This window comes from Brotaphodocola sp. (genome assembly GCF_050873365.1).
In the GTDB taxonomy this organism is placed as follows: domain Bacteria; phylum Bacillota; class Clostridia; order Lachnospirales; family Lachnospiraceae; genus Brotaphodocola.
In genome coordinates this window covers 18,390-42,676 of the sequence record NZ_JBNMIQ010000028.1, presented here as the reverse complement: position 1 = coordinate 42,676, position 24,287 = coordinate 18,390, and the positions used below count along the sequence as shown (strand labels likewise).

General features: G+C 46.3%; 16 protein-coding genes and 8 tRNA genes. 15 read left to right on the top strand and 9 right to left on the bottom strand.

Annotated features, from left to right (window positions below; genetic code table 11):
- The first annotated feature begins 480 nt into the window (after positions 1-480).
- The 6 genes from ACR0QT_RS11715 to ACR0QT_RS11690 all read left to right on the top strand — a co-directional run bounded on the left by ACR0QT_RS11715 (position 481) and on the right by ACR0QT_RS11690 (position 1,261).
- Positions 481-555, top strand: a tRNA-Pro gene (locus ACR0QT_RS11715).
- Positions 556-594: 39 nt separating this feature from the next.
- Positions 595-665: transfer RNA gene (locus ACR0QT_RS11710), tRNA-Gly, on the top strand.
- 27 nt (positions 666-692) lie between these two features.
- Positions 693-766, top strand: a tRNA-Arg gene (locus ACR0QT_RS11705).
- 34 nt (positions 767-800) lie between these two features.
- Positions 801-874, top strand: a tRNA-His gene (locus ACR0QT_RS11700).
- A gap of 124 nt (positions 875-998) precedes the next feature.
- Positions 999-1,077: transfer RNA gene (locus ACR0QT_RS11695), tRNA-Leu, on the top strand.
- 112 nt (positions 1,078-1,189) lie between these two features.
- Positions 1,190-1,261 (top strand) — tRNA-Gln (locus ACR0QT_RS11690).
- 324 nt (positions 1,262-1,585) lie between these two features.
- Here ACR0QT_RS11690 and ACR0QT_RS11685 read toward each other — a convergent pair.
- Positions 1,586-1,657 (bottom strand) — tRNA-Glu (locus ACR0QT_RS11685).
- 4 nt (positions 1,658-1,661) lie between these two features.
- Positions 1,662-1,735 (bottom strand) — tRNA-Pro (locus ACR0QT_RS11680).
- A gap of 473 nt (positions 1,736-2,208) precedes the next feature.
- On the opposite strand from ACR0QT_RS11680, the gene ACR0QT_RS11675 reads away from it, so the two are divergent.
- The 3 genes from ACR0QT_RS11675 (at position 2,209) to ACR0QT_RS11665 (ending at position 6,494) form a co-directional block, all read left to right on the top strand.
- Entirely contained in the window at positions 2,209-2,838 is a 630-nt protein-coding gene (locus ACR0QT_RS11675; RefSeq protein ID WP_432630939.1) for an RraA family protein, read from the top strand.
- A gap of 150 nt (positions 2,839-2,988) precedes the next feature.
- The gene (locus tag ACR0QT_RS11670; RefSeq protein WP_432630938.1) at positions 2,989-5,340 is read left to right on the top strand and encodes a hydratase; all 2,352 of its coding nucleotides are present in this window, start codon (positions 2,989-2,991) and stop codon (positions 5,338-5,340) included.
- A gap of 224 nt (positions 5,341-5,564) precedes the next feature.
- Complete coding sequence (locus tag ACR0QT_RS11665) at positions 5,565-6,494, top strand: LysR family transcriptional regulator (protein ID WP_432630937.1); 930 nt, start codon at positions 5,565-5,567, stop codon at positions 6,492-6,494.
- A gap of 40 nt (positions 6,495-6,534) precedes the next feature.
- Here the strand turns inward: ACR0QT_RS11665 and ACR0QT_RS11660 are convergent, their stop codons facing one another.
- From ACR0QT_RS11660 to ACR0QT_RS11650, 3 genes are all read right to left on the bottom strand, one after another.
- Positions 6,535-8,028, bottom strand: a complete 1,494-nt coding sequence (locus tag ACR0QT_RS11660; protein ID WP_432630936.1) for an ATP-binding cassette domain-containing protein — start codon at positions 8,026-8,028, stop codon at positions 6,535-6,537.
- Positions 8,029-8,139: 111 nt separating this feature from the next.
- Positions 8,140-9,249, bottom strand: a complete 1,110-nt coding sequence (locus ACR0QT_RS11655; RefSeq protein WP_432630935.1) for an ABC transporter substrate-binding protein — start codon at positions 9,247-9,249, stop codon at positions 8,140-8,142.
- A gap of 100 nt (positions 9,250-9,349) precedes the next feature.
- On the bottom strand, positions 9,350-9,928 hold the full coding sequence (locus ACR0QT_RS11650) for a YcxB family protein (RefSeq protein WP_432630934.1): 579 nt from the start codon (positions 9,926-9,928) through the stop codon (positions 9,350-9,352).
- Positions 9,929-10,412: 484 nt separating this feature from the next.
- Between ACR0QT_RS11650 and uxuA the strand changes: the two genes are divergently transcribed.
- From uxuA to ACR0QT_RS11630, 4 genes are all read left to right on the top strand, one after another.
- Entirely contained in the window at positions 10,413-11,501 is a 1,089-nt protein-coding gene (gene uxuA, locus ACR0QT_RS11645; protein WP_432630933.1) for a mannonate dehydratase, read from the top strand.
- 60 nt (positions 11,502-11,561) lie between these two features.
- Positions 11,562-12,236, top strand: coding sequence for a GntR family transcriptional regulator (locus tag ACR0QT_RS11640; protein WP_432630932.1), 675 nt, complete (start codon positions 11,562-11,564; stop codon positions 12,234-12,236).
- Positions 12,237-12,357: 121 nt separating this feature from the next.
- Positions 12,358-13,968, top strand: a complete 1,611-nt coding sequence (locus ACR0QT_RS11635; protein ID WP_432630931.1) for a mannitol dehydrogenase family protein — start codon at positions 12,358-12,360, stop codon at positions 13,966-13,968.
- Between the two features lie 408 nt (positions 13,969-14,376).
- Positions 14,377-15,087 (top strand): hypothetical protein, encoded by a 711-nt coding sequence (locus ACR0QT_RS11630; RefSeq protein WP_432630930.1) that lies wholly within the window; start codon positions 14,377-14,379, stop codon positions 15,085-15,087.
- Positions 15,088-15,193: 106 nt separating this feature from the next.
- On the opposite strand, the gene ACR0QT_RS11625 is transcribed toward ACR0QT_RS11630, so the two are convergent.
- Together ACR0QT_RS11625 and ACR0QT_RS11620 are read right to left on the bottom strand one after the other, a co-directional pair.
- Positions 15,194-16,852 (bottom strand): hypothetical protein, encoded by a 1,659-nt coding sequence (locus ACR0QT_RS11625; RefSeq protein WP_432630929.1) that lies wholly within the window; start codon positions 16,850-16,852, stop codon positions 15,194-15,196.
- An 834-nt stretch (positions 16,853-17,686) separates the two neighbouring features.
- Positions 17,687-18,634, bottom strand: a complete 948-nt coding sequence (locus ACR0QT_RS11620; RefSeq protein WP_432630940.1) for a LysR family transcriptional regulator — start codon at positions 18,632-18,634, stop codon at positions 17,687-17,689.
- Between the two features lie 318 nt (positions 18,635-18,952).
- On the opposite strand from ACR0QT_RS11620, the gene ACR0QT_RS11615 reads away from it, so the two are divergent.
- Entirely contained in the window at positions 18,953-20,389 is a 1,437-nt protein-coding gene (locus ACR0QT_RS11615; protein ID WP_432630928.1) for an aspartate ammonia-lyase, read from the top strand.
- Positions 20,390-20,667: 278 nt separating this feature from the next.
- Here ACR0QT_RS11615 and ACR0QT_RS11610 read toward each other — a convergent pair whose 3' ends face one another.
- Both ACR0QT_RS11610 and ACR0QT_RS11605 read right to left on the bottom strand, forming a co-directional pair.
- On the bottom strand, positions 20,668-21,696 hold the full coding sequence (locus ACR0QT_RS11610) for a 3-deoxy-7-phosphoheptulonate synthase (protein WP_432630927.1): 1,029 nt from the start codon (positions 21,694-21,696) through the stop codon (positions 20,668-20,670).
- A 210-nt stretch (positions 21,697-21,906) separates the two neighbouring features.
- Positions 21,907-23,325 carry an MATE family efflux transporter gene (locus tag ACR0QT_RS11605; RefSeq protein ID WP_432630926.1) on the bottom strand — a complete coding sequence of 473 codons (1,419 nt, stop codon included), beginning with the start codon at positions 23,323-23,325 and terminating at the stop codon, positions 21,907-21,909.
- Between the two features lie 477 nt (positions 23,326-23,802).
- Between ACR0QT_RS11605 and ACR0QT_RS11600 the strand changes: the two genes are divergently transcribed.
- The gene (locus tag ACR0QT_RS11600) at positions 23,803-24,222 is read left to right on the top strand and encodes a C-GCAxxG-C-C family protein (protein ID WP_432630925.1); all 420 of its coding nucleotides are present in this window, start codon (positions 23,803-23,805) and stop codon (positions 24,220-24,222) included.
- Positions 24,223-24,287: the final 65 nt, after the last annotated feature.

The window sequence follows — 24,287 nt, the reverse complement described above, 5'->3', positions numbered from 1 at the left end:
AGTCGACGCTCGCGGAGACTTGGCGCGTGATTTTGGTCAGCTCTGCTGACATCTTCTTATCAAAATCACTGCGCATCCACGCGGAGCGTATAACTCAGAAGGGGATTGTCTCCCCTCCTGAGAAAGTTTGTGATACCCCCCACCTATAGAGGAGGGGGACATCCACTCTGAGTTATAAGATTTCTCGGAGGGGAGCGAATTCCCTTCTGAGAGATCTGCTCTGTGTATCAATGTCTGGATTCTGTGTGGGGAAATGTGCGAGTGATGCCTGGCGAGTAACTTGGTTTGGGAATCGCTCGAAATGGAATCCTTTTCCTTGGAAAAACGGGAAAAAACGAGCAAAAATAGGGAAAAGAAAAAAATAAAAAAAGTTTTGCAAAAAGTGTTGACAAATACCGATGTGTGTTTTATAATGATACTCGCGTTGTTCGACAGCGGTTGGAACGAAAACAGAGCTGGAACAAGCGATTTCAAAACATCCGGGGTGTGGCTCAGCTTGGCTAGAGCGCCTGGTTTGGGACCAGGAAGTCGCAGGTTCGAATCCTGTCACCCCGACTGTGTGAGACAACACAACAAAGTAGATTGTAATGATCTGCGGGCGTAGTTCAATGGTAGAACACCAGCCTTCCAAGCTGGATACGTGGGTTCGATTCCCATCGCCCGCTTCCGAAAAACTTTTGTTTTTCGAGAATGAGTCTGTAGCTCAGCTGGATAGAGCAACGGCCTTCTAAGCCGTGGGTCGGGGGTTCGAATCCCTTCAGGCTCATTACATACCGAAAGGTATGGAAAAATGATATATGGTGGGTATAGCGCAGTTGGTTAGCGCGCCAGATTGTGGCTCTGGAGGCCAAGGGTTCGAATCCCTTTATCCACCCTGAGAAATCCCTTTACGGGATTTTTTTTGTATCAGAGAAAAACAGGAAAATATGATAGGAAAGACAGTAAATTTGTTTTTCTGAATATTTTTATATTTTTATCATGTTTTATCGTGGAAATCAGCGGGCGTGGCGGAATGGCAGACGCACCAGCCTTAGGAGCTGGCGGGGAACCGTGCAGGTTCAAGTCCTGTCGCCCGCATTGAAAAATGGCTTAAAATCGAGGTTTTTCAGAATTCGTGTTGCATTTCGTGTTGCAAATTTTCTGATTATAAGGTATAATTACCTCCTATGGTAAAAATGATATGAATTATTGGGCTATCGCCAAGCGGTAAGGCACAGGACTTTGACTCCTGCACTCGCGGGTTCGAATCCCGCTGGCCCAGCTAAAACTGAAATGATAATATGGTATAGGGTATAGTTAATGCCATACGGAAAACGAGAGAGTACGGGAACGTTGATTTCCCGTACTCTTTTTCTCTTTATAGGTGTTAGGTCAATGTTCGCACACATTTTATATAATGTTGCTTCCTTTATGTATGGCTATGTATGGCATGAGATATTTTTTTGAGGGAGATGAGTTGTAGTTGGAAGAACTGGGCGATTTCAGCCTGAGTGATTCAGAAATTCAGTTAGAGGATGCTTGAATAACAAAGTTTGAACAACAAAAAAGCTGATACAAAACTCTGTACCAGCTTTTCTCACTTTGATGACCTCATCGGGAATCGAACCCGAGTTTACGCCGTGAGAGGGCGTCGTCTTAACCGCTTGACCATGAGGCCGAAGTCGAGGCGACAAGATTTGAACTTGCGACCTCTGCGTCCCGAACGCAGCGCTCTACCAAACTGAGCCACGCCTCGATTTCTCTTCGTTTCTGAGCTTTTGTTTTGTGCTCTCGAATCGAACTCCTATATACTATCACGGATTTCGCCTTTCGTCAAGCAAAAAAATAAAAAAAATTAAAAAAATTTCAAAATTCCCGAAAAACCTTGAAAAAACGTTGTTTTTCGCAGGTTCTTCGAGGCTTTTTCGGCTTAAAAATCTTGAAATCCCTGAAAATCTCCGGAAATCTCCCCAAAAATCCCGAAAAAAAATTTCAAAATCGGCTCAAATCGTTTTCAAAAAAGTTGGAAAAAATCAAAATCATCATAAAGTCATCATAAAATCATTGTGCGAATTATAAGGCGAAAGACAAAACTATCGAAAATTGCATATAAGGGATATACAGCTTTATGTATTTGGAAAATGCATTTCCTATTGATAAAATAGAATCATAAAAAATGCATGGAATTAAAAATAGATTAGTCAGAGGGCAGAGGGAGAGATTCAGTAGATGGAAAAGAAGATAGAAGAACTGGTTAGACACTTGAGAGAGTTTACGACGCCGGAGCTGTGTGACGGAGCAGGTCTGTATCACTCGATGAGTTATCAGATCAAGCAGAGAATCGGAAGAAAGAAGATTGTGGGACCGGCTGTGACTGTCGATGTGCCGAGTGGAGAGGGTGCGATCGTCGCCGATGCAATTCTCAAGCTCGAGCCGGGTTCTGTGCTCGTGGTCGCAGGAAAGGGAAACTGTGACTGTTCCTACTGGGGCGATCACCGAAGCATCTGTGCCGACATGATGGGCGCGGAGGGTGTCGTGATCGACGGTGCGTTCCGTGATCTTGAGGACTGTGAGCGCGCAGGATTTCCGATCTATGCGAAGGGACTGACCTGCGGAACAGCTGCCAAGAGCGGTGCAGGCGCGATCAATGTGCCGGTCAGCTGTGGAGGCGTTTGCGTGAATCCGGGAGATCTGATTATCGGGGATGTGAACGGAGTCTGCGTGCTTCGACCGGATGAGGCGGAAGCCGTGATGGAGCGTGCGATGAAGAAACGAATTCTTCAGGAAAAGGTGATTCAGGAAATGAGACAGACCGGAGTTGTGAATCCGAAGGTAAAACTCAGAAATCCGGAAGATTAGAATTTCAAAATTTATTGGTCAGAGTATGATTGACAGAAGTTGATTGAATCGGATCAATTCAAAATAGAAACGAAAATAAAAACGAAATTTGATAAAAACGAAACTTGAAGGAACTTGATTTCAGAAAGGCAGAAGAGGGAGAAGACAGAGATGGCAAAACTGACAAATCATGGGGTATGTTTATCGGAACATTATGAGGTGACACCAGCGGGCGAGGAGAAGCGCGCAGAGGGAAGAAAGAAGACGATCGCGTATCGAATTCTCGAGGCGCACAATCACAGTGGGAATATGGATCAGTTAAAGTTGAAGTTCGATGCGCTGGTGTCCCCGGACAACAACTACGTCAATATTTTGCAGACGGCGCGTGCGAGCGGAATCAAGAAATTCCCGGTTCCGTATGTGCTCTCTAACTGCCACAACACGCTCTGTGCGGTCGGCGGAACGATCAATCAGGATGACCATGTCTTCGGACTTGGAAATGTGAAAAAATATGGCGGAATCTTTGTTCCTCCGTACCGTGCTGTTCTCCACCAGTATATGAGAGAGATGATGGCAGGCTGTGGCAAGATGATCCTCGGTTCGGACAGCCATACGCGCTACGGAGCCGTCGGAACGATGGGAATCGGCGAGGGCGGTGGCGAGGTAGCAAAGCAACTGCTCGGCAGAACGTATGACATTGCGTGCCCGCCGGTGATTGCAGTCAAGCTGACCGGTGCGCCGAGAGATGGCGTGGGACCGCAGGATGTGGCTCTGGAGCTGATTTCCGCGACATTCGCGAACAACTTTAACAAGAACAAGATTCTGGAGTTTGTCGGCGACGGGATTGCGAACCTCAGCATGGAATACCGAATGGGAATCGATGTGATGACGACGGAGAGCGCAGCACTCTCAAGCATCTGGTGCACCGATGAGAAGACGCAGGAATATTTCGAGGATCACGGACGTGCGCAGGAGTATCGTCCTCTTCGCCCGAAGGCAGGCGCTTACTACGACGGTCTGATCGAGATCGATCTGTCAAAGACCGAGTGTATGATCGCGCTTCCATTCCATCCGAGCCATGCCGTGCCGATCCGCGAATTTAAAGAGCACATGGAGGAGATGCTTCTCGAGGTGGAGAAGAAGGGTCAGGAGATCAAGGGAAAGAATGGCAAGCCGTTCTCGATCATGTCTCATATCCGTGATGGCGAGTTTTATCCGGATCAGGCACTGATCTCCGGTTGCTGTGGCGGTCTGTTTGAAAATATTGTCGCAGTTGCAGATATCCTCAAAGGTTATGGAATTTCAGGAGAAAAGCTGAATCTCGGTGTCAATCCGGCGAGCCTTCCGATCATGGCAGATCTGATGGATCAGGGAATTGCGGGCGAGCTTGCAGTCTGCGGAGTCACCCTGCGCCCGGCGATCTGTGGTCCGTGCTTCGGTGTGACCGATGTGCCGGCGAACAATGAGATCAGCATCCGCCACATGACGAGAAACTATCCAAACCGCGAGGGATCAAAGCCGGGACAGGGACAGATGGCGGGAGCCTGCCTGATGGATGCGCGCTCGATCGCAGCGACCGTCCGAAACGGTGGACGTCTGACTCCGGCAACCGATCTCGTCGATGTCGAGTACCGTCACCTGAAACCACATTTTGACCCGCAGATTTACAAGAATCAGGTCTTTGACAATTTCGGAAAGGGCAATCCGGACGAGGAGCTTGTGATGGGACCGAACATTGCGGACTGGCCGGAGATGTTTCCGCTGACCGATCATCTGCTTCTGCGCGTTGCAGGCTCGTACAAAGGCTCTGTGACAACCGATGAGCTGATTCCGTCGGGCGAGCCGTCGTCGTTCCGCTCAAATCCGGAAAAGATTTCCGAGTACACAATGATCAGCCGTGACAAGGACTACGTCGGACGCGCAAAGGCAGTGCGCGCGCTCGATGAGGCGCGAAGAAGCGCAGTGAGCGAAGCCCGTGGAGAAGAGGAAGAATGGGAAAAACAGGGAGAAAATAAAACCGGTTTGGAGCATGGCACAGAAGGTTCGATCACCGGAGCGCAGGATTGCGATGCGATTTTGTCGGCGCTGATGAAGAGAGAACACTGCACGGCAGACAAGGTTACAATCGGAAGCCTTATGGTCAGTGACCAGATCGGTGATGGCTCCTCAAGAGAGCAGGCGGCGAGCTGTCAGAAGGTGCTCGGTGGATTTGCAAACCTTGCAAATGAGTATGCGACGAAGCGATACCGCTCAAACCTGATCAACTGGGGTCTGCTTCCGCTTCGCACGGAGGAGAGCCTCGATCTTCCGAATGGAACGTGGATTCTCGTCGAGAACATTCAGAAAAAACTGGAATCCGGCGAGAAAGAGTTTTCCATCGAGGTGCTCGGAAATGGAGCGGACTCTGCCCGCATTGCCGAGGAGGGAAGCGGAAGAAAGATTTCCTGTACGCTTGACAGTCTGACGGAAGATGAGAGAAAGATTTTATCAGCGGGATGCCTGATTAACTATTATAAAAATTAAAAAGAGATTTTTATGCCCCCGTTTCGATTCCCCAAATGGGAATGCTTGCACAGCCCTGCAAAAAACGGTATACTAATTGGATAGTGAATAATCATGATACATTGATCGGATGGATTTTTTGATTGATTTTGATTTGATTTATGAAAACAGAAATTCGCTGTTCATGTGCCGTTTTTTGCGGGGGCGCGTGACGCGATAGCACAGAAGAAAACGGGGGCAATTTTATGGATTTTCGGGAGCTGGTTTATGTCGTTACCGTAGCGGATCTCAAGAGCATCACCGCGGCATCGAGGAAACTCTACATCTCACAGCCCTCCCTCAGCTATATCATTTCCAAGGTGGAAAAAGATCTGGGGGTGAAGCTGTTTGAGCGCAAGAATTATCCGTTGACACTTACCTACGCCGGTGAAAAGTTCGTGGACACGGCAAGAAAAATTCTGATGATGAATGACAATATGAGGCGGGAACTGATGGATATCAGCTCGGGACAGAAGGGAATGATCAGTTTCGGAATGCCGACGGAGCGTGCGGGATATATGCTTCCGAAGGTTGTCAGTGAGTACCAGAAAACGTATCCGAAAGTCGAGCTTCGCGTGATGGAGGAAAAGTCAGATGAGTTGATTCAGGCGCTTGTGCGGGATGAGATTTCGTTCATGATTCTTCCGAGAGATGGAGGAGAACTTCCGTCAGGGCTCAAGACGGAGCTGATTTATCAGGAAGAGCTCTTCTTTGTGACGGCGAGAGATCTTGTCACCGATGAGATGCGCGGGGGAGAGGATGGAAATGAGGCATGCCCGCAGGCGATGGCACAACTGCCGTTTATTCTGCTCAAGCGGGGACATGCGCTCAGAAAGAAGACGGATGAGCTGATGAAACAGCACGAGATCTCCCCGCATATCGCAATGGAAGTGTCGAGCTGTCTGTCAGCCGTTCAGCTTGCAGCAGTCGGACTCGGTGTGGCGATCGCGCCGAAACGTGCGGTGGAAGTCCTCTCAAACGGTCTTACGCAGGCGTGCTGTCTGCGCGTTCCAAAGCCCGGGAGCTGGAATGTCAATGCCGTCTATAAAGAGGAACTTTATCTGGATCAGGCGGAACGCCATATGATTGATCTGATGAAGCAGGTTTTCGGTCAGAACCAGAGTCCGAGGATCTGATTGGTTCCAAATGATATAAGTTGTATAAGTGATATCGTTTTTACAGATGAATTACGGTTGCGCCGAGTGCTTCTGCATCTTCTGCCTGATGGGTGGAGATCAGGAGCACTTTTTTCTTTGCAAAAGGTTTCAGAAACTCAATCACTTCCAGCCGGGTCTCTTCGTCAAGCCCGGTGAACGGTTCGTCCATCAGAAGAATCGAGGACGGGGCGAGAAGCGCCCGACAGAGCGCCACACGTCGTTTTTGACCGCCACTTAGTGTTGAGGTAGGACGAAATACCGCTTCGGGTGGAAGAAGGGCACAGAGAGCCTGATACGCGTCCTGACGGGAGAAGGTGTTGTGGGAGACGAGCATCACATTGTCAAGCGCACAGAATTCCTCGCAGAGCCGGTCTTCCTGAAACACGGCGGAGAAGCGGGGCAGAGGAGTTGCGGAAGTGTCCGCCGGTTGCCTGTGCAGACTCACCGTTCCGCTGTCTGCGGAGTCGAGACCGAGAAGAATCCGAAACAGCGTCGTTTTTCCTCTTCCGGACGGAGCCATGAGACAGAAAATTTTTCCCGATGCGAGACTCAGCGAGAGATCCGAGAGGATCGTCTGCTCACCGAAAGATTTGCGGAGATTCTGAATTTCCAGAGCGAAGGGTTTGCCTTCGGTCTTTGCCCGGAGGGCAGAACGTGTGGAAGTTTCAGAAAACAAGGCGGATGGGGCAGGTGAGGATGAAGAGGGTGCCGGTGAAGCAGGTGTCTGGAAAAACGCTTCCGAGGTCCGATGCGTGCGAGAAAGACCGCGCCGGTTGAGCATTTCTGCCAGACGCAGGATTCCTAAAAAAATCTGTTCGGTCAAAAGACAGATCAGGATGATCATCAGCGTCCACGCGAAGAGATCGGCGGTTGCCAAATAGATTTTTGACATGTAAAGGTGCTCTCCGATGGTGTGGGAGGGAACGCCGATGACCTCTCCCGCAATTCCGGATTTCCAGCCCATTCCGAGTGCGATCCGACAGCCACTCGAGAGATAGGGAAAGAGTGCCGGAAGATAGAGAAAACGGATGCGATTCGGGAGGGAGAGGTGAAAGACCTTTGCCATCTCAAGCAGTTTGGGATCGGTGCCTGCAAGACCGGAGCGTGTATTGACATAAATGATCGGAAACACGACAAAGAAGGAGATGAAGATCGAAAGGTTTTCCGAGCCTGCCCAGATCAGTGCGAGGATCACGAACGAGGCGACCGGCACGGATTTCATCAGTAAGAGCGGGGGATTAAGGATTTCGCCAAGAAGCGGAAAGCGGAAAGAGAGACTTCCGATCAGGATTCCCGCAAAAAAGGCGAGAAGGAATCCGCCCATGATTTTTGAGAACGACATCGCGATCGAAAGCCAGAAGTCCGAAGTGAAAATCTGCATAAAAAGGGAGCGGATCACGTCCGCCGGCCCCGCAAGAAGAATGTCGTTTGCGACGATGGTTGCTGTGATCTGCCAGATGGCAAGCCACGCGAGCACAATCGCCAAAGTTCTCAGAGATAACCGGTGATGCATGAAAACCGCTCCTTTTGTTTGAAATTTTTTTGTGATTGTCTATTGTTTATAACATTATGTTATAACGTTATAGCGTTATAGCGTTACGACATTGCGACCGTTCGCTTCGTTTTAGTTCTGCTCAGACAGATAGTAGAAATCATCTGCCGGAAGTGTTCCTCCAACGGAAGCCGGGTCCTGATCATACAGAACCTGTAAATAACCGCTCAGTGCAGTCTTCATCTCCTCGCCGGTGAGGCAGGTGATGTTGCAGAACGGAAGGGCCTTCTGTGCGACCGGTGCCTTCTCGATGATGCCTGCGCTCACGATCAGATCTGCGGTCTCCTCCGGATTTTCATTTGCAAACGTAGCGGAAGCGCTGTGATCATTTAAGAAGGTTTCAACTTCTTCCGGATGCTCCTTGAGGAACGGGGTGCGGACAACGGTGACGCCGGTTACGAGCTGGCTTCCGTTCTCGCCCTGGACATTCTGCCACTGCTCCGTCAGATCGAGAACGATCTTTAAGGCCTCATTCTGCATGCAGGTTGCGGTGACAAACGGCTGAGGAAGAACGCCGATTGCGTCTGCATTCTCTTTCAGAACAGCAGAAACCTCAGCCGGCTCAGATTTGAACTCGAGAGTGACATCGCTGTCGCTGAGTCCATTTGCGCTCAGCAGGTAATGGAAAACGTAGTCCGGGGTCGTTCCCTTTCCGGTCATGTAGATCGTCTTGCCCTTTAAGTCTGCGATCGACTGGATCGAATCATCGGAAGCAACGACGTCGAGAACACCGAGGGTATTGATGTCAATGACAGAGATACCGCCCTTTGTCTTGTTGTAGAGAACGCTTGCGGTGTTTGCCGGAATCAGAGCGATGTCGAGATCGCCGGATGCAACCTTGCCGAGAAGCTCATCGGCAGCGGTGACCATCGTAAACTCATAATTTCCACCCGCTTCTCCGTTCTCATTCTCATCCATCAGATGAACAAGACCCATCGAGGTTGGTCCCTTCAAAGAGCCGACACGGACGAGACCGTCTGCGCTGTCGGTCGTCTCGGCAGACTCCTCAGATTCAGAGGCAGATCCTGCGGACTCAGAAGTCTCGGAATTCTCGGAAGCGGATTCTGCGCTGGATTCCACTGCCTCGGAAGATGCGGTTGTCTCAGCGGTCTTCTGACCGGAACATCCGGCAAGGACGGCTCCGGTTGCCAGTGCCAAAAGAAATGGTGCGTATTTTTTCATAATTTTTCCTCCTTGTAAAAAACAAATGCCTGCGCCCATTATAGCACCATTTAAAATTTGTGTACAGAATACAAGGCGGAAAAAACATGAGAATAAATGACTAATGTCTCCGGTCGTGAAGTTTTTCTGCCGGAAGTTTCTCGCACAAAAGTTCCCAGAGCGCATCTGCCGACACGGTTGCCTGACCGTCCGGGAGCAGGAATGCCTGACGCTCGGAGGAGTAAAAATAGATCGCTCCGTTTACCCGCCATGCGCCGAAGAGATTTCCCCAGTTTAAGCGGAGTGTGCCTTCGGAGGTGTTCGGGGAGATCACTGTGATGCCGTCCTCTGCCCGGGTGAAATTCAGCGTGTAGACGAGGCGAGGCGGATCAAGTTTCAGTTTTTTCGCCTGTGCCCGCACGGAGAGATAGAAGTTGAGCAGGTATCCGACGGGGAGGAGGACACCAACGCCGAGGAGAACATTTCCCATGAGAACTGCCTGATCGGCGTGAGAGCGGAAGACATAGCAGATCAGCGCAAAAAATCCCATGATGCAGAAAAAGAGGATCGGCGAGCGGAGGCGTTTCTGGCGGATCAGGGTGTCAAACATCGCAAAATCGCGAAACATCGTCGGTCCGACACGACAGGGGATCGTGATGGTTTCCTCGGAGTGATCCGGGGCGGAAGTGTTTTTGTTCATAATAAAAAGTCCTTTCTTCTGAAAATTTTGAAATCTCTGAAATTGGAGTTTGCAACTCAAATGACCGTTTATGCATGATACAAACGATGCCAAAATTTGACTTGCGTTTTTCATTTCTTCCCCATCATATCGCAAAGTGTAGAAAACAACAATGAAAATGGAAAAAATATTCGTCATAAATACAAAATAAATACTAATATATTAGTTGACCAATGCCGAAAACCATAGTATAATGAGGCTAACAGAAGAAAAGACACACATAAACGAACAAAACAAGAAGCACGCATCGCGCAATACAAAATATGCAACAAACGATGTGCAACAGGTAACAAGTAACAAACAATAAGTAACACGCAATAAGTAACGAGCAACAAACAACAAGCAATAAGTCTGAGCCACGAGCGACCGATAAAAGGTGACAGGCAGAGCGCAACAGACAACAAAGAAATCAAATCTATAAGAATGTGTAAGGAGGAAATGAACAATGAAGATGACATTTCGCTGGTACGGAGAAGGCAATGACCCGATCTCTTTAAAGCAGATCAAACAGATCCCGGGAATGAGCGGTCTGATGGGACTGCTTGACTACAAGGCAGCAGGTGAGGTTTGGACCGAGGAGGAGATCAAGCCGTACATGGAGCACGTTCATGAGGCTGGTCTTGAGTGCGAGGTTATCGAGAGTGTTAATGTCCATGAGGACATCAAGATGGGACTGCCGACCCGTGATGAGTACATCGCAAACTACATCACCACGATCCGCAACCTGGCAAAGTATGGCGTAAAGGTTATTGTATACAACTTCATGCCGGTATTTGACTGGCTTCGTACCGATCTGGCTCGCCTGATTCCGGAGGATGGTTCTAACAGCCTGTACTTCGATGAGAAAGAGCTTGGAGAGATGACTCCGCTTGATCTGGTAAAGAAGACCGCAGAGGACAGCAACGGCTTTACTCTTCCGGGCTGGGAGCCGGAGCGTCTGGCTGAGCTTGAGAAGACCTTAAAGCAGTACGAGAGCATCACTCCGGACGATCTGCGTGCAAACTACAAGTATTTCCTGGATGCGATCATCCCGGTATGTGAGGAAGTTGGCGTGAAGATGGCTTGTCATCCGGATGATCCGGCATGGCCGATCTTTGGTCTTCCGCGTATTGCACACAGCCAGGAGGACTATGACAAGATCTGTGCGCTTCATGAGTCTCCGGCAAACGGACTGTGCCTGTGCACCGGTTCTTTAGGTTCTAACCCGGACAACGATATTCCGGCAATCATCCGTCACTTCGGTGAGAAGAACCGCATCAATGCGATGCATGTCCGCAACGTAAAATACCTTGGCTATCACAAGTTCCGTGAGGCAAGCCATCTGTCTTCCGACGGCGATCTGGATATGTTTGCAATCATGAAGGCAATCTATGACACCTGCCCGGATACCTACATTCGTCCGGACCACGGAAGAATGATCTGGGATGAGGTTGGTCGTCCGGGATATGGCCTGTATGACCGTGCACTCGGAGCAACTTACCTGAATGGTCTGTGGGAAGCCATTGACAAGATGAGCAAGAACGGCGATAAGTAATAAAATAAGTAACAGAGAAAAACAAACGCAGACTGCTGTCGGGAAAAGGGGGAGTTCGGTATGAAGATTGCAGACCGCCATCCAAGGGAAAATGGAAGAGATTATGCGATGCGTGTCATTCGTGACGGCATCATCAGTCTGGAATTGGAGCCGGGATCTGTGATCAGTGACCGGGAACTCGCGACAGAGATGAACCTTTCCCGGACTCCGGTCCGCGAGGCACTCCTTGAGCTGGCGAAGGTCAAGATCGTGGAGATCTATCCGCAGAGGGGGAGCATTGTGGCGCTGATCGACTACAATCTTGTCGAGGAGGCGCAGTTTATCCGGAGTGTGCTGGAGACGGCGGTGGTACCGCTTGTCTGCCAGAAAGCGACTCCGGATGACATGAAGGCTCTTCAGGAAAATATGGATCTTCAGGATTTTTATCATGAGCACAACGGCGAGGAGAAACTTCTTGAGCTTGACAATGAGTTTCACCGGATGCTGTTTCAGATTGCAGGGCGGATGCAGGCATACGAGATGATGCAGAGCATGACGGTTCATTTTGACCGTGTGCGTAGTATGGCAGTTGCCTCTGTGAAGGAACAGCACTGGATTGAGGATCATCGCCAGATCTTAAAGGAGATTCGTGAGAATCACCCGGAGGAAGCGAAAAAGTGGATGGAAAAACATCTGAGCCGTTATCAGGTCGATGAGACAGAGGTGCGGGCAAAATATCCACAGTTTTTCAAATAGATTTTAAATAGAATTCAAATAGGTTTTCAATAAATTAAAATTACAAATAGAATTTAAATAGCATTCAAACAGATTTCAAACAGGTTTCGAGCATTCTATTGATTTAGAGGAGAAATAAGAGATGAAACTGACACTGGAAGGATTAAAAGAGAAGAGCAGTTGGGAAGCAGTCGGTGTGGCTCTCCCGTCCTATGACGTAGCATCTGTTGCAGAAGAGACAAAGAAAGCACCGGTATGGGTACATTTTGGAGCAGGAAATATTTTCCGTATCTTCATCGGCGGACTGGCTGACAAGCTGATCTCCGAGGGTGAGATGAACAAGGGAATCACCTGCGTGGAGACCTTTGACTTTGACGTGATCGACAAGATTTATCGTCCGTATGACAACCTGGTTCTCGGCGTTACGCTGAAGGCAGACGGTTCTACCGACAAGCAGGTGATCGGTTCTCTGACCGAGGCAATCAAGGCACAGGCTTCTGACGAGGCTGAGTGGAATCGCCTGAAAGAGATTTTTGTAAATCCGGTTCTCCAGATGATTTCCTTCACGATCACGGAGAAGGGTTATGCGCTGAAGAATGCAGAGGGTCAGTACTTCCCGTTCATTCAGGCTGATATTGACAACGGTCCGCAGAAGCCGGGCTCTGCAATGGCAGTTGTATGTGCCCTGCTGTTTGAGCGTTACAAGGCAGGAAAGTATCCGTTAGCAGTCGTATCGATGGATAACTGCTCTCACAACGGTGAGAAGCTGATGAGCTCGATTCTGACGATGGCAAACGAGTGGGAGAAGAAGGGCTTTGTCGATGCAGGTTTCGTAGCATATCTGTCCGATGAGAAGCAGGTTGCATTCCCGTGGAGCATGATCGATAAGATCACCCCGCGTCCGGCTGAGTCTGTATGTGAGGAACTCAAGAAGGCTGGCATCGAGGATATGGACCCGGTGATCACCTCCAAGCGCACCTACATCGCTCCGTTCGTAAACGCAGAGGGACCGCAGTACCTTGTCATTGAGGATAAGTTCCCGAACGGTCGTCCGGCACTGGAGAAGGCTGGCGTATACATGACCGATCGGGACACTGTAAACAAGGTAGAGCGCATGAAGGTAACGACCTGTCTGAACCCGCTTCACACCGCTCTGGCAGTATACGGTTGTGTACTTGGCTACACCCTGATCGCAGATGAGATGAAGGATGCAGAGCTGAACCGTCTCGTTCATGAGATCGGACCGGTTGAGGGAATGCCGGTTGTAACAGACCCGGGTATCCTCTCCCCGAAGGATTTCGTCGATGAGGTTATCAACATCCGTATTCCGAACCCGTTCATGCCGGATACGCCACAGCGTATCGCAACCGATACCTCCCAGAAGGTAGGCATTCGTTACGGCGAGACGATCAAGTCCTATGTTGCAAAATACGGCGATGCAAAGAAGCTGACCGCAATCCCGTTAGCAATCGCTGGTTGGTGCCGTTATCTGCTCGGTGTGCAGGATGATGGCGAGAAGTTCGAGCTGTCCGCAGATCCGATGGCAGGAGAGCTGACCGCAGAGCTGGCAGGCATCGAGGTAGGAAAGCCGGAGACCTATACCGGTCAGCTGAAGGCAATCCTTTCCAACGCAAATATCTTTGGAATCGATCTGTATGAGGCAGGAATCGGTGAGAAGGTTGAGGAGATGTTCAAAGAGGAGATCGCAGGAACTGGTGCAGTTCGCGCAACTCTGAAGAAGTATCTGGCGTAAAGTTGGTATAGTTTTAGCTCTTTAAGTTTTGGAGGCTGTCGCAAAATTATCTAAGATAGATGATTGAGCGACAGCCTCTGTTTTTATGTAAAAAATGAGAGTGATCGTTCTCAAATGCAAATAAATACTTTTTTATCGGTTCAAGAGATGGTATGATAATAACCAGAAAGCAAATCACATTCAAACTTACAGATTTATGTTGGAAGGGTAATATAAAGTATTATGGATGAAGAGAAAAAATGTAGCTGACAAAAAGAAAAGAACACTTAACGAGATTATCAGTGATTTTGGTATTAAGTGTATTGCTGATATGACACCTGAAGAAAAAGAAGATTATTTTAGAATTCGCTAGGAGTTTTCTGATGAAGAAATCGAAGACGATGAATAAAATGCAAAGGGGATTGAGTTATGAAGAAACGTAAGGTATTAGCAATAATGTCTATTTTATTGGCATTAAGTTGCACGCAACCAGTATTTGCCAAAGCTCACACAATGGATTCTAGTGGCGGAACGTGGTATCAGGAAGATGGAAAATGGAAATATCGTTTACCAGATGGATTTATTGCCTATTCACGAATAATTACAATAGATGGATATGAGTATTGGTTTGACGAAAATGGTTTTATGCAAACAGGATGGTTCAAACATGGTTCATGGGATTATTATGCAGATGAGAATGGTCACGTTTTGATGAATACAATGACACCTGATGGTTATTGGGTAGATGAATATGGTCAATGGGATAAGAGCGTTCCAAGATGGACAAATCCAAATGAGCAAACACAACAGGAAACAAGCGCACAGGAGGGATCTGAAAAGACTACTGACGAACGAATAAAAGAATTCGAGGATCGTCAAAATAGTCTAACTGATGACCGTAAACAGAGAATATGGCAAGATGTAAAAGCAAAAGCTAAGTTACAATTAAAATACAAACATACTGCAAAATTCCCGGAATGGAATCAGGAAGACATTAGATATTTCGTCTTTGAGGATGGTACAATTATGGTTGACGGTTGGTGTGAAGCTAAGAACAAGATTGGAAATTATGGTGAGGTTGAAATTCATGCTATTTTAGATGCAAATGATAACATAACAAGCATATATCTTACGGATTAATCCAATAAAAGAGGCGTTGCCGTTGTGACAGCGCCCCTTTTTTAATTCTACAAGAGTTTAACAAACGATACAAAATGTATCGTCTAATTTTTGTTTATAAATAAAATCATCGTCTAAAGATTGCATGTACACCAAATTGCGTATATTCACCGATATGATAACCATTTACAAACGCTCTATCAGCCTTCCATTTTGATATTGCATTTTTCATATTGGTCTGACGGATTCTTTGATTAATAAAAAAGTCTAAATATCCAATAATTTCAGTCTTTGATAAAAGATTATTGTCTAATAAAATTGCTAAAATACTTCTTCTTTTTTCTTCTGATATATCGTCTGTTTGAGAGACATTATATCCGTATTGCATCAAGATAGATTCTTGTGCCAGTTTCGCATTATTGAAATAATCAGATTTCTTATACGTCTTTTCGTCTGATACCCTGCACAAAATATAACCTTGTGATTTTAGTTCTTGATATGTTGATTCTAAGATGAAATAAATTTTGCAGTCAGGGCAATAACCTGCTGGAATCTTAACTTTTTTCTTTTGTCCCTTGAAAGGCATAATATTAACCACAGCCTCTATATCTATTAATGTGTGATTGTCATGCCTACATTTAAAGACAGCTTGTCGTACAACGAAATCTTTCATTCCTATTTCGTGTTCGATAGCAGCGGAAGTCATTTTTGTTTTATCTTGAGGGTGTGTTTTTACGTACTTTTCGATGTATCGAACTAAGTTTTCTAATCGTTTTATATTTGACTGGATCTGCTTTGTTGGCTGATCTATATAATTAAAACAGATGCCAATATCTTTATTTCTTCTAATATACAGGTTATACCTAGAAACTTTGGCTTCAGATATATTTGGCTTTATTTGAATAGCTGTTTTGCCATATGCACAATAATAGTTATTTGGGGTTTTATGCCATACGATACTATCATTTTTAGCTGAAATCTCAAGTATTGTAAGCCATTCATTAAAACGAGGATCTTCATACGGATAGCTCAATATTAGATGATCTTCATCCCACGCCAGATTCATCTCTTTTTCAAATAAATCAGCTAAGGATCCATTTTCTTCTTCTAACAATAAAATACTTGTTGAAGAAGATTGTGTTAAATTTCCCCATGAGATTATATTATGAAAATGTTCTCGTGTTTCAAATGAAATGCTTATTGGTAAACAAATTTCAAAACTATAATTATAAAAATCATTTCCTAAAAAGTGTTTTGTTATTTGATATTTATATCCAGTTAGACCAAAAAGTCCAAGATCAGTTACTGTATTAATATCTGTATAGTCTGGAATTTTTAAATTCATTTCAATCCTGTCAACCGTTTTATCTTCATCATTGCATAAATATAATGAAATATCACTGAGATATTCCAATTTTAAGATTTTACTAAAGGCTTCGGATGTTTTTTGTGGTGAAGTAAAAAATAAAGAACTTTTACATTCCAACGATGCTGCAAAATATTCTGCCACATAATCTAAATAAATATTTTTTGTTTTAAATCCTTTGCTATTAATACATTCATCTAATTCAACACTTGCTTCTGCAATTTCTAGAAGTATTTGTAGAAAATCAACTTTTTTGTGAATACACTCTAACAAAATGTTTCCCATTAGAAAGTTTTGTTTTGAAGAATTATAATATCGATTTAATTTTTCTAGGATTAATGGACAAGTGCCTCCATTATGATTTTCACCACAAGCAACGCACAGTCTTATTTTTTCTGGTTTGTTTTTATTTTTGCTCATTTTAGTCCTCACAGTACAATTTTCTTTCTTGATTGTACCATAATATCAGAAAATAAGGGTAAAAAATAGAAACACTAGAGAAAGTTTGGTATACATGTAATCAATTATACTGAGGTACGATGGTATCAGGAGAGATTTTACATTTTAAAGATTATTCTGAAGTTTGTCATTGGTGAGCCGTATTTCCATTATATGAAACTTTCAGTTTGTTTGAGTGCATTTTATCTTGTTAATTAATTGTCGTATTAATAGTCTGGTGTGGTATAACTCACTAAATGAAAATAAAAAATATATTGTAGATGTGTACTTAGTAAGAAAATTGTATGCAACGAATAATACATACACATTAATAAATATTGAATTATGAGCGAAAAAGGATGAGTTTCTATTTTATTACAACAAAAAGAATGTTGAAAGTATGTTTTTCAACACACCCCAACATTCAGTATAGAATCACAAATATAAGGTAAACGAATATATTGTCCAACCGTCTAACGGTTTTTGCTTGTGTATTTTCATTTTTATTATATAGTATCATTATAACAAAATCAAGGGTCTAATGTACGAAATTCGTACAGTTCGTTGTGAGAATCATTGCTAAGATTTGCGACCTTCTCTGTTTTCCATTTTTTATAAAACTTGCTAGTCATTTGAGAAAATCTTGATTTTATTTATAAAAACAAGACTTTTTATGATCTCATATGGTTCATACAGGAGTATGATATAGCCATTTGTCTATGATAGATATAGTTATATAGCAAATTTGATTATAGGATAAGCATCGGCTTGGTGCGGATGATTCAGGTTAGCTTGTTGATGCTTTCCAATCCTCCATCATGGATTTATTTTCCGGTCTGTCTGTGGGACGATTTTCAGGAATTCGCGGACAGCAAGTGGCTGGTAGCGGTTTCTGCGGTAATAAAAATAGACATCGCGGGAGGCATCCTGGTTGTCGAGTTTGTAGAAGAGAAGCGACTCTTCTTCTGGCACATGGCGGATCAGGATATCGCCACAGAAGGAGACGCCCATCCCGTAGCGGGAGAGGTTGTAGGCAGTGATCTGCTGTTCGGTCTCCAGCTTGATTTTCGGGATGAAATGACCGCTGTTTAGGCAGATTTTTTCAGCGCGGGTGCGGGTGTCATTTCCACTCTTTAGAAGGAGAAACGGGGCATCCTCAAACGTGTTCAGCGGAACCGGAGGAATCCGGGAACTCAAATGGCGGTCTTCCCGAATATCCGAGGCAGTCAGGGCATAATTGCGGACATGCTCATTTTGAGGAAAACGTGCGGGAACAGCGAGAAGCAGATGTTCCTCACAGAAAAATTCACTGCCATAAACGGAAGCATCAAGGGCCTGGTTGTCGATCAGCAGGTCGAGCGTTCCAGCATAGAGTTTCTCTGTCAACTCTGAGGTGGATGCTTCAACGAGATCGATGTGAATCGCCGGAAATTTCTCGGTAAACCGGGACAGAAGCGGTGGAAGCACATAGGAGGCAAAGAGATTTGTACCTCCGATTGAGAGCGAACCGCTTTTTAATTCCTGCATGTCATTGACGTAATTTTGAAATCCGTTTTCCACATCCATAATCGTCTCGACCGCGCGGATGTATTCCCGACCAAGCTCGGTCAGCTGGATCGGATTGCAACTCCGGTCAAAGATCGGAAATCCGATCTGTTTTTCTTCTTTTTTGACAGCTGCGCTCAGTGAGGGCTGGCTGATGTAAAGGTTTCGTGCCGCTTTTGAAAAATTCATTTCTTTGTATACTTCGTAAACGTATCGCATTCCGAGAAAAGTCATAAAAATCTCCCAATATCCATGATGTACAAATCTTTTGTAGAGGAATGTATGATAGACAAATATATTATAGATAAATGTCTATATAAATTATCCTATTATAAGTATTTGAAAATATTGTAAGCAGATTTTATACTGATGTCAAGGGCAGAGATAAAATGGGAGTCTCTGGTCAAATCGATAGAAAAAAGATAGAGAAAAGACGGAAAAGAAATTTAAGAAGAAATTAAAAGAGAAAATTTAAAAGAAAATTTAAAGGGAACTCTAAGAAGACAGACAAGACGAGAGATAAGGGAGAGACAGAAGATGAAAGACGAGCAGATTAGATATAGATTGGAACATGATTCGATTGGAGAGAAGGAAGTTCCGGAAGATGCGTATTATGGCGTGCAGACGCTCCGCGCACACGAAAACTTTTCGATCACGGGACTTAAAATGCATCCGGAGCTGATCAACAGTGTGGCGCAGATCAAAAAGGCGGCAGCGATCACAAACTTTGAAGTCGGGGAGCTGGACAAGAAACGCGCAAATGCGATTGTGCAGGCGTGTGATGAGATCATTGCAGGCAAACTGCATGACCAGTTTATCGTAGACCCGATTCAGGGCGGTGCGGGAACTTCTCTGAATATGAATGCAAATGAGGTTATCGCAAACAGAGCGATTGAGATTCTCGGCGGAAAGAAGGGCGATTACTCGATTGTCAATCCGAACGACCATGTCAACTTTGGTCAGTCGACGAACGATGTATTTCCGTCCTGTGGAAAGATGGCAGCGCTCAAGTTGATCACAAACGCGCAGGAACAGCTCAAACGCCTCGATGAGGCACTGACGGCGAAGTCCAAGGAATTTGACTCAGTGATCAAGATGGGAAGAACTCAGCTTCAGGATGCCGTTCCGATCCGTCTCGGTCAGGAGTTTCATGCGTATGCATCTGCAATCAAGAGAGACATCAGACGGTTTGAGAATGCAAAAGAAGAGATTCGTTGCCTGAATCTTGGCGGTACGGCAATCGGAACCGGACTCAATGCGGATGTGCAGTATTATCGCCGTGTCGTAAAAAATATGTCGGCGCTGACCGGAGAGGATCTCGTGCAGTCCTACGATATGATTGATGCGACCCAGAACCTTGACAGCTATGCATCGGTGTCTGGAATTGTGAAAAACTGTGCGGTCAACCTTTCAAAGATGTGCAATGACCTGCGCCTGATGTCGTCTGGTCCGCGCACCGGATTCGGGGAAATCAACCTGCCGGCGAGACAGAATGGATCGTCGATCATGCCGGGAAAGATCAACCCGGTTATCCCGGAGGTTGTAAACCAGGTTGCATTTAATATCATCGGAAATGATATGACGATCACGATGGCAGCGGAGGCAGGACAGCTTGAGTTGAACGCATTTGAGCCGATCATTTTCTATAACCTGTTCCAGTCGATTGAGACACTGACATCCGCAGTTAGAACACTTGTGGACAACTGTATTGTGGGAATCACGGCAAACCGGGAGCACTGCAAAGAGATGGTGGAAAACAGCATCGGAATCATCACGGCGATCTGCCCGTATGTGGGATATGAGACGGCAGCCAATATCGCAAAAGAGGCGCTGAGGACGAACCAGTCGGTCAAGAAGCTGATTCTTGAGAGGGGACTCATGGATGAAGAGCAGTTGAAGACGGTTCTTGATCCGTTCACGATGACAGAGCCGGGAATCTCTGGAAAAGACCCGCTTGAACAGTTGAAAAATTAAAAAATAGGATATTCAGAGTAAGATAAAAAAGATTGATTGAGGATGGTGAAACCAGAACCACAGTCATAAAAAACAATGAACTCAGAATCAAATCATAAAAAATAGTTCCATAAAAAATGGTCATGGGAGCGAAAATCTCGTATTTCCCATGACCATTTTTTATTTCGTTGAGTTACAAATTCATTCATTTCATTCATTCAATTTATGGATTCAATTCATTTGTTTTATTCATTCATTGAACCCATTCGCTTGATGAATTCGTGAGAGGATAATCAAAGTTATACGGTCTCAGCGATCTCGTACAGCAGACGCTCGGAATCATCCCAACCTAAGCACGGGTCGGTGATGGATTTTCCGTAGCAGTGCTCACCAATCTTCTGGTTGCCCGGCTCGATGTAGCTCTCGATCATAACGCCCTTTACGAAGTTTGCCAGATCCTCAGAGTGACGACGGCTGTGCATAACCTCTTTGACGATTCTGATCTGCTCCTTGTACTGCTTGTTGGAGTTGGAGTGGTTGGCATCAACGATACATGCCGGATTCTGCAGGTTGCGCTCCATGTAGAGCTTGTGCAGAAGAACCAGATCTTCATAGTGGTAGTTCGGCAGGCACTGACCATGCTTGTTGACAGCACCGCGCAGGATGGTGTGAGTCCACGGGTTTCCGTCGGTCTTTACTTCCCAGTCGCGCATGATGAACTCATGACCGTGCTGAGCTGCCTGAACGGAGTTGAGCATAACGGAGAGGTCTCCGCTGGTCGGGTTCTTCATTCCTACCGGAACATGGCATCCACTGGAAACGAGACGATGCTGCTGGTTCTCAACGGAACGTGCGCCTACGGCGATGTAGGACATGATGTCGTCAAGGTAGGAAACGTTATCCGGGTAGAGCATCTCATCTGCGGTGGAGAATCCGGTCTCTTTCAGGACACGCATATGGAGGTGACGGATTGCATGAAGACCGTCAGCCATGCTCGGGCGCTTCTCTGGGTCTGGCTGATGGAGCATGCCTTTGTAGCCCTCACCGGTGGTTCTCGGCTTGTTGGTGTAAACACGCGGAACGATCAGCAGTTTGTCCTTGGTTGCTTCCTGAACTTTTACAAGACGGCTGGTGTAGTCGAGCACAGATTCCTCGTTGTCAGCGGAACACGGTCCGATGATGACAAGAAACTTGTCGCTTTTTCCTGCAATGATGTTTTTAACTTCCTCATCGCGCTGTGCCTTGATGGCAACGCAGGACGCCGGTAACGGGAACTGTTCTTTGATTTCTGCCGGGGTCGGCAGTTTGTTGATGAATTCGAATGCCATAATTTTCTCCTCGTCTTCCGATACATTTTCGCGAAAAGTGTCGCGCTTGTGTTTCATTATAATATGCAGAAAATGAAAATGCAATGAAAAGCGAAAAAAGCCGACAATTTTCGCAAATTTTTCGTTCCTGTACCGAATGTACAGAAGCAGGTAGTTGAGAAACAAGTATCTGAGAAATAAATATCTGAAGCAAGCATCTGAGACAAATATCTAAGAAATGCGTGCTCTCTGTTTTTCTTTGCGTCCGAGAGGGCTGAACACCAGATAATAAATCAAAAACAGGATCGTGGTGCACACCCAGGTCAACGGATAGCTGAACATGATCGTGTACATGTTCCGATAAATTGGAACGATCGCAATGATCCAGAAGACGCGCAGAACGCAGACTCCGAAGGCGCACAGAACCATAGGGATGAAACTGTCGCCGACACCGCGCAGAGCACCCGAGAGGATCTCAATTGCGACGTAAGTTGTGTAGAACGGAGAGAGATAGCGCATCATGCAAATTCCGATCTCGATAACCTCCTGGTCGGTTGTGAAGAGTGCGTAGGCGTAAATTCCAAGGAAGTACACAAGCGCAGAGATCATAACGGAGGAAAGGATCGTCATTCCCATGCAGACGCGCACTCCGCGGTGGATGCGCTCGCGCTTTCCGGCACCGTAATTCTGACCGACAAAGGTTGTGATTGCGATTCCGAAGGAGTTGATGATCATCCAGAAAATCGAGTCGATCTTTCCGTAGGCAGCCCAGGCGGCAACCGTGTTTGTGCCGAGGGAATTGATGCCCGCCTGAATGATGACGTTTGACAGACCGTACATCACGGACTGGAGTCCGGCGGGAAGACCGATGCGGATCATTCGCTTGAGCATTCGCGTGTCAATGCCGATCTGGGCGAGATGGACGCGGTACATATCTGAGCTTCGACACAGACATGAGAGGACGAGGAGGGCACTGAGGATTTGGGAGCAGACCGTTGCGATGCCGGCTCCGCGGACTCCAAGACGGAGAATGACGACAAAGAGCAGGTCAAGCACGATATTCGTCATACAGCTGACAATCAGGAAATACAGCGGTCGGCGGGAATCTCCAACTGCACGCAAGATCGAGGAGCCTGTGTTGTACAGCAGGTTTGGAATCATGCCAAGAAAATAGATTCTCAGGTATAAAATCGAGAGATCCATGATGTCCTCCGGTGTGCTCATTGCGTCAAGCATCCACGGTGCGAGGATAATTCCGATGATCATAATAAAGGCACCGGAGAGCAGGCTGAATGCGACTGAGGTGTGGACGGCATAACCGACCATCTCAGGGCGTTTTGCGCCGTAGTACTGGGAAATGATAACTCCACATCCGGCGGAGAGACCGACGAAGAAGCCGACGATCATCTGGGTCAGCATACCGGCAGATCCGCTGACAGCAGACAGGGCTTCTTTTCCGACAAAACGACCGACAATCATTGCGTCGGCTGTGTTGTAGAGCTGTTGGAAAAAGGTTCCCATCAGGATCGGGAAAAAGAAGAGAAGGAGTTGTTCCCCGATGACACCCTCGGTGATCTGATTGGTCGTTTTTTGTGTCGAGGAGGAGCCAGTGGAGCTTCCGCTAGGTTGTATTTTTTTTGAGGTTTGCATGTGAGTGAGGTCTCCTTTGTTTCAGTTGTTTTAAGTCGCGGTACCGTTGTTTCATGGATGTATTTAAAAATATAATTTTACTTTAGATTTTGAAGTTATTTTAAGTTTAATTTGTATCATGTGTATCATAATTATAGCACAGGAAATGGGGCGGGTGAAAGGGGGAGTCTGCAATCGAAAATGATCGTTGAACGACGACGGCGAAGCAAGTCCATGAAAACACGCTCTCGCTCCGAGTTTCGACGTAGCGGTGCATAAGGTTGCAAACTACGCAACCTAAGCACCAACGTCGAAAACGGGTTTTCCTGCGACTTCTTCGCCTTACGTCGTATGGATGACTTAATAAGATTGCGGAGCGTTCAGAAAAAGATTGACATGACAGAGGACAAAAGTTGCGCTATACTGAAACAAAGAGTTCTATCTTAAAAGAAATTTTGGGATAGGATAAAAACAGATTCAAACAAGGAGACGAGAAAGATGAAAACACGGGTTGAAGAAACGATTGGTCGTCATGACAAGGGATATAACTGTGCGCAGGCAGTTGCATGTACCTACTGTGATCTGGTAGGAGTAGACGAGGAGACAATGTTCAAGTTGACGGAAGCTCTTGGACTTGGAATGGGCGGTATGGAAGGTACCTGTGGTGCAATTACGGGTGCCTGCGTGCTTGCCGGAATGAAGAACAGCACCGGCAATCTGGAAAAGCCGAACAGCAAGGGTGCTTCCTATAAATTGTCCCGTCAGATCGTGGAAGAATTTAAGAATCAGAACGGGGCAACTCAGTGCCGGGAACTCAAGGGTGTGGATACCGGAAAAGTTCTGCGTGCCTGTCCGGATTGTATTCGAGATGCAGCTCGCATTGCGGAGAGCGTGCTGTTTGCGGATGAGGAGAAATAAGACAAAAGAGTGCGCTGTTGTGACAGGGCGCAGATTTCTATAATGAGTGGATGTCCCATCTTTAG